At 68.6% G+C, this 16587-nt stretch carries 17 protein-coding genes; 10 read left to right on the top strand and 7 right to left on the bottom strand.

Annotation, left to right across the window (positions count from 1 at the left end):
• Positions 1 to 86 precede the first annotated feature (86 nt).
• Entirely contained in the window at positions 87 to 509 is a 423-nt protein-coding gene (locus tag ACTVZP_RS09135) for an OB-fold nucleic acid binding domain-containing protein (protein ID WP_443211834.1), read from the bottom strand.
• Positions 510 to 621: 112 nt separating this feature from the next.
• On the opposite strand from ACTVZP_RS09135, the gene ACTVZP_RS09130 reads away from it, so the two are divergent.
• Positions 622 to 945, top strand: a complete 324-nt coding sequence (locus ACTVZP_RS09130; RefSeq protein ID WP_443211833.1) for a 2Fe-2S iron-sulfur cluster-binding protein — start codon at positions 622 to 624, stop codon at positions 943 to 945.
• Positions 946 to 1070: 125 nt separating this feature from the next.
• Here ACTVZP_RS09130 and ACTVZP_RS09125 read toward each other — a convergent pair whose 3' ends face one another.
• The 6 genes from ACTVZP_RS09125 to ACTVZP_RS09100 form a co-directional block, all read right to left on the bottom strand.
• Positions 1071 to 2096: an aldo/keto reductase gene (locus ACTVZP_RS09125; RefSeq protein ID WP_443211832.1), complete on the bottom strand. Its 1026-nt coding sequence runs from the start codon at positions 2094 to 2096 to the stop codon at positions 1071 to 1073.
• A gap of 40 nt (positions 2097 to 2136) precedes the next feature.
• Positions 2137 to 2565, bottom strand: coding sequence for a hypothetical protein (locus ACTVZP_RS09120; protein WP_443211831.1), 429 nt, complete (start codon positions 2563 to 2565; stop codon positions 2137 to 2139).
• 61 nt (positions 2566 to 2626) lie between these two features.
• Positions 2627 to 3685, bottom strand: a complete 1059-nt coding sequence (locus ACTVZP_RS09115; protein ID WP_443211830.1) for an ABC transporter ATP-binding protein — start codon at positions 3683 to 3685, stop codon at positions 2627 to 2629.
• A 16-nt stretch (positions 3686 to 3701) separates the two neighbouring features.
• Entirely contained in the window at positions 3702 to 4493 is a 792-nt protein-coding gene (locus ACTVZP_RS09110) for an ABC transporter permease (protein WP_443211829.1), read from the bottom strand.
• Entirely contained in the window at positions 4490 to 5371 is an 882-nt protein-coding gene (locus ACTVZP_RS09105; RefSeq protein WP_443211828.1) for an ABC transporter permease, read from the bottom strand. Before ACTVZP_RS09105 ends, ACTVZP_RS09110 begins: the two co-directional genes overlap by 4 nt.
• Before the next feature lie 159 nt (positions 5372 to 5530).
• Entirely contained in the window at positions 5531 to 6631 is a 1101-nt protein-coding gene (locus ACTVZP_RS09100; protein WP_443211827.1) for an ABC transporter substrate-binding protein, read from the bottom strand.
• Positions 6632 to 6900: 269 nt separating this feature from the next.
• Between ACTVZP_RS09100 and ACTVZP_RS09095 the strand changes: the two genes are divergently transcribed.
• From ACTVZP_RS09095 to ACTVZP_RS09055, 9 genes are all read left to right on the top strand, one after another.
• Positions 6901 to 7905, top strand: a complete 1005-nt coding sequence (locus tag ACTVZP_RS09095) for a BMP family protein (RefSeq protein ID WP_443211826.1) — start codon at positions 6901 to 6903, stop codon at positions 7903 to 7905.
• On the top strand, positions 7902 to 9422 hold the full coding sequence (locus ACTVZP_RS09090; protein WP_443211825.1) for an ABC transporter ATP-binding protein: 1521 nt from the start codon (positions 7902 to 7904) through the stop codon (positions 9420 to 9422). Before ACTVZP_RS09095 ends, ACTVZP_RS09090 begins: the two co-directional genes overlap by 4 nt.
• Positions 9412 to 10455, top strand: coding sequence for an ABC transporter permease (locus tag ACTVZP_RS09085; RefSeq protein ID WP_443211824.1), 1044 nt, complete (start codon positions 9412 to 9414; stop codon positions 10453 to 10455). Before ACTVZP_RS09090 ends, ACTVZP_RS09085 begins: the two co-directional genes overlap by 11 nt.
• A 91-nt stretch (positions 10456 to 10546) precedes the next feature.
• Positions 10547 to 11494: an ABC transporter permease gene (locus tag ACTVZP_RS09080; protein ID WP_443211823.1), complete on the top strand. Its 948-nt coding sequence runs from the start codon at positions 10547 to 10549 to the stop codon at positions 11492 to 11494.
• A complete protein-coding gene (locus tag ACTVZP_RS09075) occupies positions 11494 to 12768 on the top strand; it encodes an amidohydrolase family protein (RefSeq protein ID WP_443211822.1) in 1275 nt (424 codons plus the stop codon). The genes ACTVZP_RS09080 and ACTVZP_RS09075 overlap by 1 nt, the downstream gene beginning before the upstream one ends.
• Positions 12769 to 12920: 152 nt before the next feature.
• A complete protein-coding gene (locus ACTVZP_RS09070; RefSeq protein ID WP_443211821.1) occupies positions 12921 to 13943 on the top strand; it encodes an AI-2E family transporter in 1023 nt (340 codons plus the stop codon).
• A gap of 151 nt (positions 13944 to 14094) precedes the next feature.
• Positions 14095 to 14664 (top strand): methyltransferase domain-containing protein, encoded by a 570-nt coding sequence (locus ACTVZP_RS09065; protein ID WP_443211820.1) that lies wholly within the window; start codon positions 14095 to 14097, stop codon positions 14662 to 14664.
• 74 nt (positions 14665 to 14738) lie between these two features.
• Positions 14739 to 15656 carry a diacylglycerol/lipid kinase family protein gene (locus ACTVZP_RS09060; protein WP_443211819.1) on the top strand — a complete coding sequence of 306 codons (918 nt, stop codon included), beginning with the start codon at positions 14739 to 14741 and terminating at the stop codon, positions 15654 to 15656.
• Positions 15653 to 16468 carry a metallophosphoesterase family protein gene (locus tag ACTVZP_RS09055; protein ID WP_443211818.1) on the top strand — a complete coding sequence of 272 codons (816 nt, stop codon included), beginning with the start codon at positions 15653 to 15655 and terminating at the stop codon, positions 16466 to 16468. Before ACTVZP_RS09060 ends, ACTVZP_RS09055 begins: the two co-directional genes overlap by 4 nt.
• Positions 16469 to 16587: the final 119 nt, after the last annotated feature.

Raw genomic sequence — 16587 nt, 5'->3', positions numbered from 1 at the left:
GGTTCCTGTCCGGCCGGGGCCGGAGAATGCCGCAAGACGCGCTGCGGGGAAAGGGCGGGCCGGTCGCAGGCTCGGCCCGGCCGGGCCTATGGCTGGTCGCCGGCGCGGGTGCCGTCGGGGCGGAAGTCCTCGGCAAGCAGGCGGTCGAGCAGGTGCGAGATGTCCTCGATCCCCTCGGCCACCACATGCACCACGCCCGCCTCGCGCTGGAGCCGCCCCGTCACGCGCAGCAGACGCCCGGCGATCACCGCCCGGCGGAAACGCTCGTAGATGCCGGCCCAGACCACGACATTGGCCACCCCGGTCTCGTCCTCGAGGGTGAGGAAGATCACGCCCTTCGCCGTCCCCGGCCGCTGGCGCACGAGCACGAGCCCCGCCACCACCACCCGCGCCCCGGAAGGCGGCTCGTCCAGCCGGCCTGCGGGGATGGCCCGCGGCGGGCGCGGCCAGCTGCCCGGTGCGGGGCTGAGGCCGAGCCAGTCGGCCGAGGGAAGGGGGCGTGAGAACATAAGAAGAACATAAGCTCGCGGGCTGCAGGTGGCAAGTGCCGGCCTCTGGCCAAGCGCGCGGGATTGGCCTAAGCCTCGGGCGGAACTGCCAGGCAGGAAGAGCGAGACGAAGATGGCGAAAATCACCTATGTCGAATTCAACGGAACCGAGCATGTGATCGACGTGGCCAGCGGCCTGACCGTGATGGAAGGGGCGCGGGACAACGGCGTGCCGGGCATCGACGCGGATTGCGGCGGCGCCTGTGCCTGCTCGACCTGCCACGTCTATGTCGATGCCGCCTGGGTGGACAAGCTGCCGAAGAAGGAGGCGATGGAGGAGGACATGCTCGACTTCGCCTGGGAGCCCGATCCCGTCCGCTCGCGCCTCACCTGCCAGCTGAAGGTGAGCGATGCGCTCGACGGGCTGAAGGTCTACCTGCCCGAGAAGCAGATCTGAGACGGCGCCCCCGCCCGGCACCGCCAGCGTGCAAAGCCGGTGTCGGAGCCTCCGGCGGGGATATTTGTGCGAGAATGAAAGCGGCGTGCGCCTGACGTCCCTGATGTCCGGGGCGCGCCTGCGGCTTAGACCGGGGCATCCTCGCGCAGCAGGCCCGCCTCCTTCAGGTCGGTCCAGAGGCCCTCGGGCATCTCGGCATCGGCCGCGATCCGGTTCTCCATCACTTCCGTCACCGACTGCGCGCCGGGGATGACCGAGAGCACCGCAGGATGGCGGAGCGGGAACTGGAAGGCCGCCTCGAACATCCGCACGCCCCAACGCTCGCAGATCGTGTGGATATGCGCCACCCGGTCGAGCACAGCCTGCGGGGCCAGCCGGTAGTCGTAGAACGAGCCCTGCTTCGGTCCCGTCGCCAGCACCCCCGAGTTGTAGGGTCCGCCGATCACGATGCCGATGCCACGCTCCTGCGCCATTGGCAGGAAGGTCTCGAGTGCCTCCTGCTCGAGCAGGGTGTAGCGGCCGGCGAGGAGGAAGAGGTCGAAGTCCCCGCGCTCGGCCAGCCATTCGCAGGGCTGCCACTCGTTCACGCCCGCGCCGAAGGCCGAGATCACGCCCTGGTCGCGCAGCTCGACGAGGGCCCGGTAGCCGCCTTCCATGAACTCCTGCAGCCTGAGCCCCAGCGCCTCCTCGGAGCCATGGGTGAAGAGGTCGAGGTCATGGGCGTAAAGCACGTCCACCCGGTCGAGACCGAGCCGGTCGAGCGAGGCCTCGAGCGAGCGCATGACGCCGTCATAGCCGTAGTCGAACCGCTCCTTCCGCTCGGGGACCTCGAAGAACTTGCCGATCCCGTCGCGCGTCTCGCCGGGGTCGACCGGCCGCAGGAGCCGGCCGACCTTGGTCGAGAGCACATAATCCTCGCGCGGATGGCGGGCGAGGAACCGGCCCAGCCGCTCCTCGGCGAGCCCGTATCCGTAGAGCGGCGCCGTGTCGAAGTAGCGCACGCCGCCGGCCCAGGCGCGTTCGAGCAGCGACTGCGCCTCCTCGTCCGAAATGGCGCGGTAGAGGTTGCCGAGCGGGGCCGAACCAAAGCCCAGTTCGGTGAAGCGGAGCGGGCGCTCCGTCCGGTCGAAGTCACGCGTGGTCAATCGCATAGGGTCCTCCTGCCTGCCGGCCAGAGCTAGGGCGCGCCGCTCAGCCGGCCAGAGTCCGGCCGAGGAAGGCGCAGCGCACCAGCGCCTGCCGCATTTCCTGCTCATGGTCGTCCGCATGGCGAAGAAGGCAATCCCGTGCGGCGGCAAGCCGCTCCTGCACGGTGCCTTCGGCGTCCTGCACCTCAACCAGGCGTTCCACGACGTAGCGACCGAGACGGCCCGCCACGCAGGCCGCATACATGCCGCCGGCACTGATCACGACCCCTGCCTCGCAGAGCCGCTCACGGGCCTCGAACTCCTGCCGCAGGTCGAGCAGCCCGAACCCTGCCGGCGAGGCCGGATCGGCCTCCTCGAACTCGGTCACGACCGTCAGCCGCTCGTCCTCTTCCGAAAGCTCGATCCGGATGCCGCCGCGGAGCGCGAGCGTCTCGAATTCCACCAGCCCGTCCAGGATGATCCGTCTGTCCATCGCCGCCTCCCCTTTGCGAAGGAAGGCCGGCGGGGCGCGACGGGTTCCCCCCGGAGCGGCCTCAGTGCTCGAGCACGATGACGTCGCGGGCGGCGAAGCTCACCTGCGTGTGGGCGCCGACCTGCGGCGGCGGCATGTCAGGGCGGTTGAACGTATCGAGCGCGACCGTCGTTCCGCCGGTGTGGAGTTGCAGGCGGATCACGCTGCCGAGGAACTGCACGTCGGCGATGGTGGCGGGCAGCATCGTGTCGCGCCCGTCGCCTGCGCCCAGATGCAGCGCCTCGGGGCGCAGCGCGAGGCCGATGCGGCCGCCGCGGGGGGCGTCGAGCGGCTCGGGCAGGCGGATGGTCTGCCCCGCCACCCGGACCGCGCCGCTGCCCGGATCCTCGACCTCGGCCACCAGCGTGCTGATCGTGCCCACGAAATTCGCCACGAATTTTGTCGTCGGACGGTTGTAGATCTCGAAGGGCGTGCCGACCTGCTCGGCGATGCCCCCGTTCATGACCACGATCCGGTCGGACATCGAGAGCGCCTCTTCCTGATCGTGGGTCACGAAGATCGTGGTGATCCCGAGCCGCTGCTGGATGGCCCGGATCTCGGTCCGCAGGCTCACCCGGATCTTCGCGTCGAGCGCCGAAAGCGGCTCGTCCAGGAGCAGCACCTGCGGCCGCACCGCCAGCGCCCGGGCCAGCGCCACGCGCTGCTGCTGCCCGCCCGAGAGCTGGAACGGATAGCGCGCCCCGAGATCGGGCAGGCCGATCAGCGCCAGCATCTCGGCCACGCGCGCTGCAGCCTCGGCCCGTGGCACGCCTGCAACCCGGAGACCGAAGCCCACGTTCTGCGCGACCGTCAGGTTCGGAAAGAGCGCATAGGCCTGAAAGACCATGCCGATCTTGCGCGCGTTCGGGCGCTGGCGGACGACGTCCCGGCCGTCGATGCGGATGGCGCCCTGGTCGGGCGCCTCGAAGCCCGCCACCATGCGCAGGACCGTGGTCTTGCCGCAGCCCGAGGGGCCGAGCAGCGAGATGAACTCGCCCTGCTCGACCGAGAGGTTGAAGTCGCGCACGACGCGCAGGGGGCCGAAGGATTTCTCCAGCCGGGCGATCTCCAGGAAGGCCATCAGGCTGCGTTCCTTCTCATCTGCGTTGGGCCCGTGTGTGGGCGGAGAGGCGGGTCACGAGCTGGATCAGTGCCATGCAGGCCCAGGTTACGACGAAGGCGATCACGGCCAGCGCGGCAGGCTCGTAGGCCTTGTTCGCGCCCATCCAGACCATGTAGGGGCCGAAGGCCGGGCGGTTCAGCAGCGCCGCCAGCACGAACTCGCCAATCACGATCGCGAAGGTGAGGAAGGCCCCCGACAGGACCGCGACCAGCACGTTCGGTAGGATCAGCCGCGCGAGGATCGTGATCCAGCCCGCGCCGAGGCTCTGCGCGGCCTCGGTCAGGGTCTGGACGTCGATGGTCCGAAGCCCCGTATCCACGGCGCGATACATGTAGGGCAGGGCCAGCATCGTGTAGCCGAACATCAGAAGCAGGTTCGTGCCCATGGCCGAGCCGGTCAGCGGCAGCCAGCTCGAGGTGTTGTAGAGCCGGATGTAGCCGAAGACGATGACGATGGGCGGGATCACCAGCGGCAGGAGCGTGATGAACTCGATCACCGGGCGCCACCTTGGCAGCTTCAGCCGGACCCAGAAGACGGTTGGCACCACGAGAAGGACGCCGAAGACGATGGTCAGAAGCGCCATCAGCACCGAATAGCCGAAGGTCGCGCGGAACTGCGGGTCGCCCAGAACGCTCGCATAGGCGTCGAAGCTGTATTCGCCCCGCCGCGCCCTCAGCGAGAATTCGAACATGCCGATCAGCGGCAGGAAGAAGTAGAGGATGCCCGCAGCCAGCGCGATCCAGGACCAGAGCTTGGCCGATCTCATTTCACCCACCTCTCGGCCCGCGTGCGCAGCACGATGTAGACGAGGTTCGCGAGACCCGTGAGCAGGATCATCCCGAAGGCGATGGCGTAGCCCAGGTGCGGATCCTGCAGCACGTCGCCGCGGATCTGCGCGAAGAGGATGATCGGCACGATCGACAGCGACGAGCCGGTGAGCGCCATGGCGGTGGCGACCGCGCCGAAGGAATTGGCGAAGAGCAGCGCGAAGGTGCCGAGGAACGAGGGCCAGAGAACGGGCAGCGCCACCATGCGCCAGTATTGCGCTCCGGTTGCGCCCAATGTCTCGGCCGCCTCGCGCCACTCGCGCTTCAGCCCGTCGAGGGCCGGGGTGATGATGAGGATCATCAGCGGGATCTGGAAGTAGAGATAAGTCACCGTCAGCCCGAGGAAGCTGATCAGGTTGAAGCCCGTGCCATAGAGGTTGAAGCCGAACCACTCGCGCAGGATCACCGTGAGGAAGCCGAGCCGCCCCAGCGTCGCGATGAAGGCGAAGGCGAGGGGCACGCCCGCGAAGTTCGAGGCCACGCCCGAGAAGGTCAGGAGCGCGCCGCGCAGCGGGCCGGGCAGGCCTCCGCGCGTGACGGCCGCGGCGATCAGGAAGCCCGCGACGCAGCCGAGGAAGGCGGTCAGCAGACTGATCCGGATCGAGATCCAGAAGGCGCTCATGATCGAGGAGGTGAAGATCCCGCGGATGTTGGCGAGGGTGAAGTCGCCCGAGGGCGTGCGGAAGGCGCCGAGCACGATGTGCATCGTGGGCAGGATCAGGAACAGCAGCGCGAACAGCAGGAACGGCGCCACGCCGAACCAGTTCAGCGGCAGCGAGATCCGGCGTCCGGCGCTCTGCGGGGGCAGGTCTGTCATATGGGATCCGTCGGGCGGGATGATCTCCGCCGGAGGGCGGAGGTTCGGTGCGTTCGGTGACGGGCGCCACCGGATCGAAAGCAGGCCGCGCGGTCGGGTTTGCCGGCCGGATCGGCCGAAGGAGAGGCCCCGCCAGACGGGCGGGGCCCCGGGTTCACGTCACTGCACGTTCGCGCCGACGACGCCGTCCCAGCCGGCCGTCACGGCCGCCTTGTTGGCCTCCTGCTGCTCGACGCTCGGGAAGACGGCACGGGCGTAGCCCTCGGCCGGCGGCAGCGCGTCGAGCATTTCCTGCGGCACCTTGCCGGCCTCGACCATCGCGTTGAAGCGCGCCGGGTGGCAGTAGCCCTTCAGCCAGCCGAGCTGGCCCTCGTCCGAGTAGAGATACTCCATCCAGAGCTTCGCCGCATTCGGATGCGGCGCGAAGGCCGAGATCGCCTGCACATAGACGCCGGCAAGGCTCGGCCCCTCGGGGATGATCACCTCGATCGGCGGGTTGCCATTCAGCTCGTCCCGCCAGGACAGCAGGTTGTAGTCCCAGGCGGCGACGATTGGGGTCTGGCCCTGGGCGATGGTGCCGGCCTTGCCGATCACCGGCACGAAGCCGCCGGCCTTGTTCAGTTCCGAGAAGAACTCGAGACCCTTCTGCCCCGAGCCCTCGCCCGGCTCGGCGCCCGCCGCGACACCTGCGGACATCACGGACAGGATCGCCTGGTTCGAGGCGCGCGGATCGCCCGCCAGCGCGAAGGCGTTGGCATACTGGCTGTCGAGCAGCGCGGTCCAGCTCTTCGGTACTTCCGAGATGATGTCGGTGTTCACGCCGAAGGACATCACGCCGTAATAGTCGCCGTACCAGTAGCCCTCGGCGTCCTTGACCTCGTCCGGGATCTCGTCCCAGGTCTCGACCTTGTAGGGCACGATCAGCCCTTCGGACTTCGCCTGCGGACCGAAGGCGAGGCCCACGTCGATGACGTCGGGCGCCTGCGGGCCGGTGTTGTCCTTGTTGGCGCGGATCGCCTCGAGCTCGTCGGCCGAGCCCGCGTCGGGGTTCAGCTCGTTGACGGTGATCTCGGGATATTTGGCCTTGAAGCCGGCGATGACATCGCCGTAGCCGCACCAGTTGTGCGGCAGGGCGATGGTGGTCAGCATGCCTTCGGCCTTGGCGGCCTCGACAAGTTCGGCACTCTGCGCAAGGGCGCCCGAGGCTGCGCCCATTGCGGCAAGGCTCACCGAAGCGGCGAGTGCAAGTTTCATGGTCATAGGAACTTCTCCCGGTTGTTATCGTCCCGAATGCCGTTCTTCCGGTCGGAAACCCGGTGCCGGAGCGGCTATTAGTGTCAGCTAAAGGCCGAAAACGGATTCTGGCAAGTTCCCTAACCGGAGCAGGTAACAAATTTTTCGCGCATTGATCAGGCTGTAAGGAATCCGAGCGCGAGGCCCGACTTTCGGGCAGGGGCCGCGGTCTTGCCCGCCGCGCACCTCCGGCCTACGGTCGCGCGAAACGACTTCCAACAGGGCGAGAGGGTGACATGACGGGATTCGCGACGACGCGGCGCGGGCTTCTGATGGCCGGAGGCGCTGCACTGGCCGTGGCCAGCCTGCCGAAGGGACTGCGCGCGCAGGAGGCGCTGAAGGTCGCGGGCATCTATACGGTGCCGGTCGAGCAGCAGTGGGTCAGCCGCATCCACAAGGCCGCCGAGGCCGCGCAGGCCGCGGGCCGGGTGGACTACAGCTTCACCGAGAACGTGGCCAATACCGACTACCCGCGCGTCATGCGCGAATATGCCGAGAGCGGCGTGAAGCTGATCGTGGGCGAGATCTTCGGCGTCGAGCAGGAGGCCCGCGAAGTCGCGGCCGAATATCCCGACGTGGCCTTCCTGATGGGGTCGAGCCTGCCCGCCGACGAGTCGGTGCCAAACCTCGCCGTCTTCGACAATTACATCCAGGATGCGGCCTATCTGACCGGCATCATTGCCGGATCCATGACCAAGGGCAACATCGGCATGGTCGGCGGCTTCCCCATCCCCGAGGTGAACCGCCTGATGAACGCCTTCATGGCGGGTGCGCGCGAGGTGAAGCCCGACGTGACCTTCCAGGTCAGCTTCATCGGCTCGTGGTTCGATCCGCCGAAGGCCAAGGAGACCGCCTTCGCGATGATCGAGAACGGCGCGGACCTGCTCTATGCAGAGCGCTTCGGGGTCTCGGATGCGGCCAAGGAGCGCGGCGTGCTGGCCATCGGCAACGTGATCGACACGCAGGCCGATTATCCCGACACGGTGGTGGCCTCGGCGCTCTGGCATTTCGAGCCGACCTTCGACAAGGCGGTGGCCGAGGTGCAGGCCGGGACCTTCACCGCCGCCGACTACGGCGTCTATTCCTTCATGAAGGAGGGCGGCTCGTCGCTCGCGCCGCTTGGCACCTTCGAGGGCAAGGTGCCGGAAGAAGCCATGAAGCTCGTGGCCGAGCGCGAGGCGGCGATCAAGGACGGCTCCTTCACCGTGGGCATCGACGATAACGAGCCGAAATCCTCGTGAGCGACCCGGTCGTCCTGCGCCTCTCCGGGATCACGAAGCGGTTCGGGGCGCTTCTGGCCAATGCCGGCATCGACCTCTCCCTCCGCAGGGGAGAGGTCGTAGCCCTTCTGGGCGAGAATGGCGCAGGCAAGACCACGCTGATGAACATCCTCTTCGGCCATTATGTGGCCGACGAGGGCACGGTCGAGGTCTTCGGCCAGCCGCTTCCGCCCGGCCATCCGCGGGCCGCACTCGCCGCGGGCGTGGGCATGGTGCACCAGCATTTCACGCTGGCCGACAACCTGACCGTCCTCGAGAACATCCTGCTGGGCACCGCGCCGCTCTGGCGGCCGAGCCTCGGCAAGAGGGCGGCCCGCGCGCGGGTCGAGGCGCTCTCGCGCGACTTCGGCCTTGCGGTTCATCCCGACGCGCGGGTGGCCACGCTCTCGGTGGGCGAGCGGCAGCGGGTCGAGATCCTGAAGGCGCTCTACCGCGACGCGCGCATCCTGATCCTGGACGAGCCGACCGCCGTCCTGACCCCGCAGGAGACCGAGGCGCTCTTCCGCACGCTGAAGCTCGCGGTGGCGAAGGGGCTCTCGATCATCTTCATCTCGCACAAGCTGCACGAGGTGATGGGCGTGGCCGACCGCTGCGTGGTGCTGCGGCACGGGCGCGTGGTGGGCGAGGTGGCCACCGCCGAGACCGACCGGCACCGGCTGGCCGCGCTGATGGTGGGCGAGGAGATCGTGCCGCCCGCCGTCGCTCCGCCGAAACCCGGCGCGGTGCTCCTGCGGCTCGACCGGGTGACGACGCCGGCCCAGGGCTCGGCCACCGGCCTGCGCGGCGTGAGCCTCGATCTGCGCGCGGGCACGATCACGGGCCTTGCGGGCGTGTCCGGCAACGGGCAGGCGGCGCTCTCCGACCTCGTCTCGGGCCTTGTGCGGCCCGAGGAGGGGCGGCTCGAACTCGCCGGGGTCGAGGTGGTCCGGTGGACGCCGCGAACGGCCGTGGCCTCGGGCATCGCGCGCATCCCCGAGGATCGGCATTCCACCGGCACCATCGCCGACTTCACCCTGACCGAGAACGCCATTCTCGAAGGCTACCGGTCGCGCTTCGCGAAGGGCGGCTGGATGGACTGGCGCGCCGCCCGCGCCTTCGCCGAGAGCATCATCGCCACGTACGACGTGCGCTGTCCCGGTCCCGAGACGCGCATCCGGCTGCTGTCGGGGGGCAACATGCAGAAGCTGATCCTCGGTCGCGTGCTCGAGCCCGGCCCCCGGATCATTCTCGCCAACCAGCCGGTGCGGGGCCTCGACATCGGGGCCATCACCTATGTGCATTCCCGCCTGCTGAAGGCGCGGGATGAGGGGGCCGCGGTCATCCTCATCTCGGAAGATCTGGATGAAATCATGTCCTTGTCCGATACTGTTCATGTCATGTCAGAAGGGCGGCTCTCGCCCGGCTTCGCCCGCGGCACGATGAGTCAGGCCGAGCTCGGCCTCTGGATGGCCGGCCACGGGTTCGCCGATGCGGCTTGAGCCTGTCGCCAACCCCTCGGCGCTGCGTCGGGCTGGCCTGCCGGCGGCGGCGCTTTTCGCCACCATCGTCGTGGCCTCGGGCCTCGCCGCCGCGGCGGGGGCCGATCCGCTCGCGACGCTGGGGCTGATCGTGAAGGGGGCGGTCGGCTCGAAGTTCGCGGCGCTCGAGACGCTCAACCGGGCGACCCCGCTCGTCTTCACGGGGCTTGCCGTGGCGGTGGCCTTTCGCGCCCGGCTCTGGAACATCGGGGCCGAGGCGCAGCTCTATGCCGGCGCCATCGTGACCGTGCTGCTGGGCACGGGTGCAGTGGGCGGCCCGCTCGTCCTGCCGCTGATGGCGCTCGCTGCCATGGCTGCGGGCGCGCTCGTCCTCCTCGGGCCGGTCGCGCTCAAGACCCGCTTCGGCGTGGACGAGGTGGTGACGACGCTCCTCTTCAACTTCATCATGCTGCTCTTCGTGAGCTACCTGCTCGAAGGGCCGCTGAAGGACCCGATGGGGATGGGCTGGCCCAAGTCGGCGCCGCTCGCCAAGGAGGCGCGTCTGCCGCGCATCGTGGACGGGCTCAGGCTCCACTGGGGCTTCGGGCTCGCGCTGATCGCCTCGGTCGCCGTCTGGGTGGTCGAGCGGCGTACCGCGCTCGGCTATGAGATGCGGGCCGTGGGGTTGAACCCGCGCGCCGCGCGCTTCGCGGGCATTCCGGTCGAGCGGGTGCTGGTCAAGACCGCGCTTCTCTCGGGCGGCCTTGCAGCGCTCGCGGGCTTCTCCGAGGTGGCGGGACTCAAGGGCCACCTCACGCTCGATCTGAGCCCGGGCTTCGGCTACACCGGCATCATCGTGGCCATGCTCGCGCTGCTCAATCCGCTGGCGGTGGTGCCGGCCGCGCTCTTCGTCGCGGGCGTCTTCGTGGGCGCCGACAGCATGAGCCGGGCCGCGGGCGTGCCCACCTACATCGCCGACATGCTGCTCGCCACCTCGCTCCTCTTCATGGTGCTGGCAATCCTTCTGATCCGGTTCCGGGTGGTGCGCGGATGAGGGGCGCGGTCGACATGGTCCTGCACATCCTCCGGGGACGGGGCCTCCCGCCTGAAGGCCAGCCCTTCGACCTCCAGAGGGACACCCGGAGATGAGCACGCTGTTCGAGATCCTTCTCTCCGCGACCTTCTGGGCCGCGGCGGTCCGCATCGCCTCTCCGCTGATCTTCGCCACCATGGGCGAACTGATCTGCGAACGCGCGGGCGTGTTGAACCTCGGGATCGAGGGGATCATGGCGATCGGCGCCTTTTCCGGCTGGATCGCGGTCTGGGCGGGGGCCGGGCTCTGGGAGGGCGTGGCGGTCGCCATGGCGGCCGGGATGCTCTTCGGCCTCCTCCACGCCGTGCTCGTGGTGCCCTTCGGGCTCTCGCAGCATGTGGTGGGGCTGGGGGTGACGCTGCTTGCCACCTCGACCAGCTACTTCGCCTACCGGCTGATCCTGCCCGAGGTCACGAGCCCGCCGAAGATCGAGCCCTTCGCCGTCTGGGCGGTGCCGGGCCTCTCGCAGATCCCGCTCATCGGACCCGCGCTCTTCGCGCAGACGCCGCTGACCTATGCGGCCTTCGTGGTGGCGGCGCTGACGGCACTCGTCCTCTGGCGGACGCCGCTCGGACTTGCGCTGCGGGCGGCCGGCGAGAACCCCTCGGCGGTCGATGCGCAGGGGCTGTCGGTCACCGGGCTCAGGATCGGCGCCGTCGTGGTCGGATCGGGGCTGATGGCGGTGGGGGGCGCGTTCCTGACGCTCTCTGCCTTCTCCAGCTTCTTCTTCGAGATGGTCAACGGCCGCGGCTGGATCTGCATCGCGCTGGTGGTCTTCGGCGCGTGGCGGCCGGGCAAGGCGGTGCTGGGCGCGCTGCTCTTTGCGGCCTTCGACGCGCTTCAGGTGCGGCTGCAACAGACACCCATCGGGCAGGTCGTACCCTATCAGCTGTTCCTAATGGCGCCCTATGCGCTCTCCATCGCCGCTCTCGTCCTCATGTCGCGCCGTGCCGAGGTGCCCGCGGCGCTGATGCAGCCATTCAACAGGGGGGAACGCTGATGTTCGACCTGATCGTCAAGGGGGGCACGCTGCCTGACGGCACCGTGGCCGATATCGGTATCCGCGGCGACCGCATCGCCGCCGTGGGCCGGCTCGAGGCCGAGGCGGCCCGGGTGATCGACGCCAGCGGAGACCTCGTCAGCCCGCCCTTCGTCGATCCGCATTTCCACATGGATGCGACGCTCTCCTACGGTCTGCCGCGGGTGAATGCGTCCGGCACGCTCTTGGAAGGCATCGCGCTCTGGGGGGAACTGAAGCGGATCGTCACGGTAGAGGAGATGGTCTCGCGCGCGCTCGCCTATTGCGACTGGGCGGCGAGCATGGGGCTGCTGGCCGTCCGCTCGCATGTCGATGTCTGCGACGATCGGCTGCTGGGCGTGCAGGCGCTGCTGGAGGTGCGCGAGCAGGTGAAGGGTTGGATGGACCTGCAACTGGTGGCCTTCCCGCAGGACGGGCTCTACCGCGACCCTTCGGCCCGGCACAACCTGATGCGCGCGCTCGACATGGGCGTGGACGTGGTGGGCGGCATCCCGCATTTCGAGCGCACCATGCAGGACGGCGCGGCCTCGGTGCGCGACCTCTGCGAGATCGCGGCGGCGCGCGGGCTGATGCTGGACCTGCATTGCGACGAGACCGACGATCCCCTCAGCCGCCATGTCGAGACGCTGGCGGCCGAGGTGATCCGCACCGGCCTGCAGGGCAGGGCGGCGGGCAGCCACCTGACCTCGATGCATTCGATGGACACCTACTATGTCTCGAAGCTCCTGCCGCTGATGGCCGAGGCCGAACTGGCCGCGATCCCCAATCCGCTGATCAACATCGTGCTTCAGGGCCGACACGACACCTTCCCGAAGCGCCGGGGACTGACGCGGGTGAAGGAGATGCAGGCCCATGGCATCACCGTCGGCTGGGGGCAGGATTGCGTGCTCGACCCATGGTATTCGATGGGCACGGCAGACATGCTGGACGTGGCTTTCATGGGGCTCCATGTCGCACAGATGACCCACCCGGCCGAGATGCGGCGCTGCTTCGACATGGTGACGGAGGTGAACGCGAGAATCATGGGGCTGGACTACGGCCTGCGTGAAGGCGCGCCGGCGTCGCTGGTGGTGCTGGACGCGGGCGACCCGGTCGAGGCGCTGCGGCTGCGGCCCGACCGGCTCAGCGTCATCGCCAGGGGACGGGTGATTGCGGAAAAGGCGCGGAACGATGCGCGCCTGAGCCTGCCTGGCCGGCCCGACAGCGTCCGCCGCCGGCACGTCCTTCCGGGGTGAGCGGCCGGAGCAGTCGGCGTCCAGTGGCGGTGGCTCATCCCGTCCTGTCGTGACGATGCCTTCGCGTCCCGCTCTCGATGGTCGGAACAGGTCGTGCGCCTGCACGTTCCATCGTCCTGCGGAGACCCCTCCGCACCCGGAACGGAGGAATGATGAGCCGGCGCACGGTCTCCCTGTTGGTGCTGGCACTGATGCTGGCGCTTCTGATCCTCGTGGCTGCAGACGTGCTGCTCGTGATCTTCGCCGGCATCCTGTTCGGGGTGTTCCTGTCGGCTGGTGCAGGGCTTGTCTCTTCCCTCACCGGCCTGCCCCGCGGACCGGCCATTGCGGTCTTCATCCTCCTCGGGCTCGTCGTGCTCTTCGGCGCTTTTCTCGCCTTCGCGCCAGCGATGCTCGATCAGGCCGACGCCCTCGCGCGGCAGCTTCCGCCCGCGTTGGACTCGCTCCGCGACAGGATCTCGGGCTACAGCTGGGGCTCGACCCTCCTGTCGCGGCTGACCCCCTCGCGCCTGATGTCGGCCGAGGGCGGCTTCGCGTCGACGGCCGTCAGCGCGACCTTCGGCGCTCTGGGCAACTTCGTCATCATCCTCTTCATCGGCCTCTACGCCGCGATCGACCCCGCGCTCTATCGCCGGGGAATGCGGGCCCTGCTTGCCCCCGAGCTGCGTCCACGGGGCGAGGAAGTGCTGCGGACCGCCGACCGCACGCTGCGGGGATGGCTCGGCGGGCAGATCTTCTCGATGAGCGTGGTCGGAGTGCTGACCTGGCTCGGCCTGTGGCTGATCGGCATTCCGCTCGCCTTCATCCTGGGCCTGATCGCGGCGCTTCTCACCTTCATCCCGAACATCGGGCCGGTGATCTCTGCGGTTCCGGCGCTGCTTCTCGCCATGCCTGACGGATGGGGGCAGGTGGGGATGGTGCTCGCCGTGTTCCTGACCGTCCAGACGCTCGAGAGCTACCTCATCACGCCCCTCATCCAGAAGGAGCAGGTGTCGCTGCCGCCCGTGCTCATCATCTCGGCACAGCTTCTGCTGGGGGTCCTGTTCGGCCTGATGGGCCTGCTGCTGGCCACTCCGCTGGCAGCCCTGTCGCTCGCCATGGTGCGTGAGGTCTATGTGCATGATTATCTGGAAGGAGGGGACGAGCAGGGGCCTCGTCCGGTGCGGCAACCCTGACAAGAAATTCCACAACTGATGGTGGAACATGCGTCTTCGATGCAACAATCACCTCCTTTCGGGCGCGCGTCGGAACGTCGCCTCCCCAAAAGGATTGGATAGCTGCAGCCGCAGATCCCGCAGGCCTGCAGCCCAATCCGGAGAGACGACCATGACACTGACGCTGGCCCAGAGCCTCGACCGCCGCCTCGACATTGCAGGCAACCCCACGGTGGCGCTGAGCTTCCCGCAACGCCGGATGCTCGGACAGGCACTGGCCTTCCTGCCCCGGCAGCACTATCGCCGCGTGCTTGAACTGGGGTGCGGCACAGGGCTCCTTGCGCGCGGTCTCTCCGTTCGGTGCGACCACTACGTCGGTCTGGACGCGGATCCCGGTGCTCTGATCCAGGCACGGTCCGAGCCCTATCCTTTCGCGCGGACCGAGTTCCGCCATGGCCGCGTGCCCGAGGACATCCCCGAAGGTCCCTTCGACCTCGTGGTGCTGAACGGCATCCTGCAGGACCTGACGCATGCGGCGCTGGAGGGTCTGGCCGTCCGCCTGCAGCAGGTGGCACCCTCGGCCGACATCCTCTGCCTGCGCAGCCTGCTCTTCGAGGCGCCGGACGAAGCCTTCCGCCCGCAGGCCATGCTCGGCGCGGCCCTCGGCCGGCCGCTGACGGGCAGCAATCTCGACCGGCTCTTCCGCATCGACGTGTTCGAGCCGGAGCGCGAGGCCGCCTGAGAGGAACCGGGTCCGGCCGGGGACGTTTGGCCGGGCGGTCAACGGAGCCGCGGAACGCCCTTGCGGAGACGATGATGCCCGAGCCGGATATCTGCGTTGTCATGAATGCCGGGTCTGGCAAGGGCGAGGACGCAAGCCGCGTCCGCGCCGCCTTCGAGGCGCAAGACGTCGAGGCGCACCTCGAACTGGTCGAGGACGGCAGTCGCCTGACCTCGGTCGCGTCCGAGGCGCTGGACCGGGGCTTCAAGACCATCGTCGCCGCGGGCGGAGACGGCACGATCTGTGCCGTTGCCGCGGCGATGGCGGGCTCAGGGCGCCGCATGGGCATCCTGCCGCTGGGGACCTTCAACTACTTCGCCCGGTCGCTGCTTCTGCCCGAGGAACTCGAGGCGGCGGTGGCGGTCATCTGCGCAGGCCGCACGGCGCCCATCAGGGTCGCGACCGTCAATGACGAGGTGTTCCTGAACAACGCGAGCCTTGGTGTCTATCCTGCCATCCTCGAGACGCGCGAGGAGATCTACCGGCGCTGGGGCCGGAGCCGGACGCTGGCCTACTGGTCGGTGCTGAAGGTTCTGGCTCGCATGGGACGTCCGCTGCGCCTGCGGGTGCGGGCGGGTGGCGAGGAACGGATCGTGCGCTCGCCCCTCGTCTTCGTGGTGAACAATGCCTTCCAGCTCGAGCAGATGAACCTGGATGGGGCCGATCGAGTCGCGGCCGGCGATCTTGTCGTGTTCATCGCGCCGAACTCCGGCCGTCTGGGCATGTTCCGCAACGCCGTGGCGCTGGCCCTCGGTCTTGCGAGCGTCGACCAGAACTACGAGATGATGAGCGGCCCGCATGTCGAGATCGACCTTCCCGGCCGGCGCCGCAAGGTCTGGCACGTCGCTCGCGACGGCGAGCGCGAGAGGATGGTGCCGCCCTTCGACCTGAAGGCCATCGAGGGCGCGCTGGAAGTTACCGTCCCCGAGCACTGGAACCGCGAGGTGAGATGAAGAGACTGCTGCACCTGTCCGACCTTCACTTCGGCCGCGACCGGCCCGAGCTTCTCCGCCCTCTGATCGAGACCGTGAACAGGCTGGCGCCCGATCTCGTGGCGATCTCGGGAGATCTGACCCAGCGCGCGACCGAGGCACAGTTCAGGGCTGCGGCAGCCTTCGTCGGGGCGCTGAAGCCACCGGTCCTCGTCGTGCCGGGAAACCACGATGTGCCGCTTCACAATCTCTACGTCCGGCTGCTCAAGCCCTGGAAGCGCTATCGCCGGTGGTTCGGCCGCGATCTCGAACCCTGCTGGGAAGACGAGGAAATGATCGTTGTGGGAGCCAACACGGTCAATCCGCTCGCCTGGCAGCAAGGCTGGTTCCGGTCCCGCTCGCTGTCCCGGATCCGCCGCAGCTTCGCCGCGGGCGAAAGGCGCGTGCGGGTGGTCGTCGTGCATCACCCGATGGAGCACACGCCCGATGACACGAAGGAACTCATGCGGGGCGCGGCTCGGGCCATCGACGAACTGGCGGACTGCGGCGCGGACGTCATCCTCTCGGGTCACCTTCACACCTGGCGCGTGGCGCCCTTCGCCGAAGTGTCGGGCAGGGGCGTCGTGCTGCAGGTTCATGCCGGAACCGGCCTCTCCACACGCGTGAGGGGGGAGCCGAACGATTTCAACCTGCTGGAGGTCTCCGCCGATCGCATCCACGTGGAGCGCCATACGGCGCTGCAGGATGCGACGGGCTTCCACCTCGCCGAGACCCGGACCTTTCTGGGCGGAGGCGGGCGCTGGACGCAGGAAGAGACCGGCGCGGCGGTTTGACCGCAATCTCCGCATCTGCTTGCGGCCTCCGGCCTTTCCACTGCCGACCATCCCCCGGCCGCTGCCGTGACCTGCACGGGTGATCCACCCTCTTGCTGCCGGCCTGATCCAGAAGCTCG

Source organism: Rhodobacter sp. NSM, from assembly GCF_052244495.1.
Lineage (GTDB): Bacteria > Pseudomonadota > Alphaproteobacteria > Rhodobacterales > Rhodobacteraceae > Cereibacter_A.
Note: the sequence above shows the minus strand (reverse complement) of the source record. Positions and strands in the feature narration are given on the sequence as shown.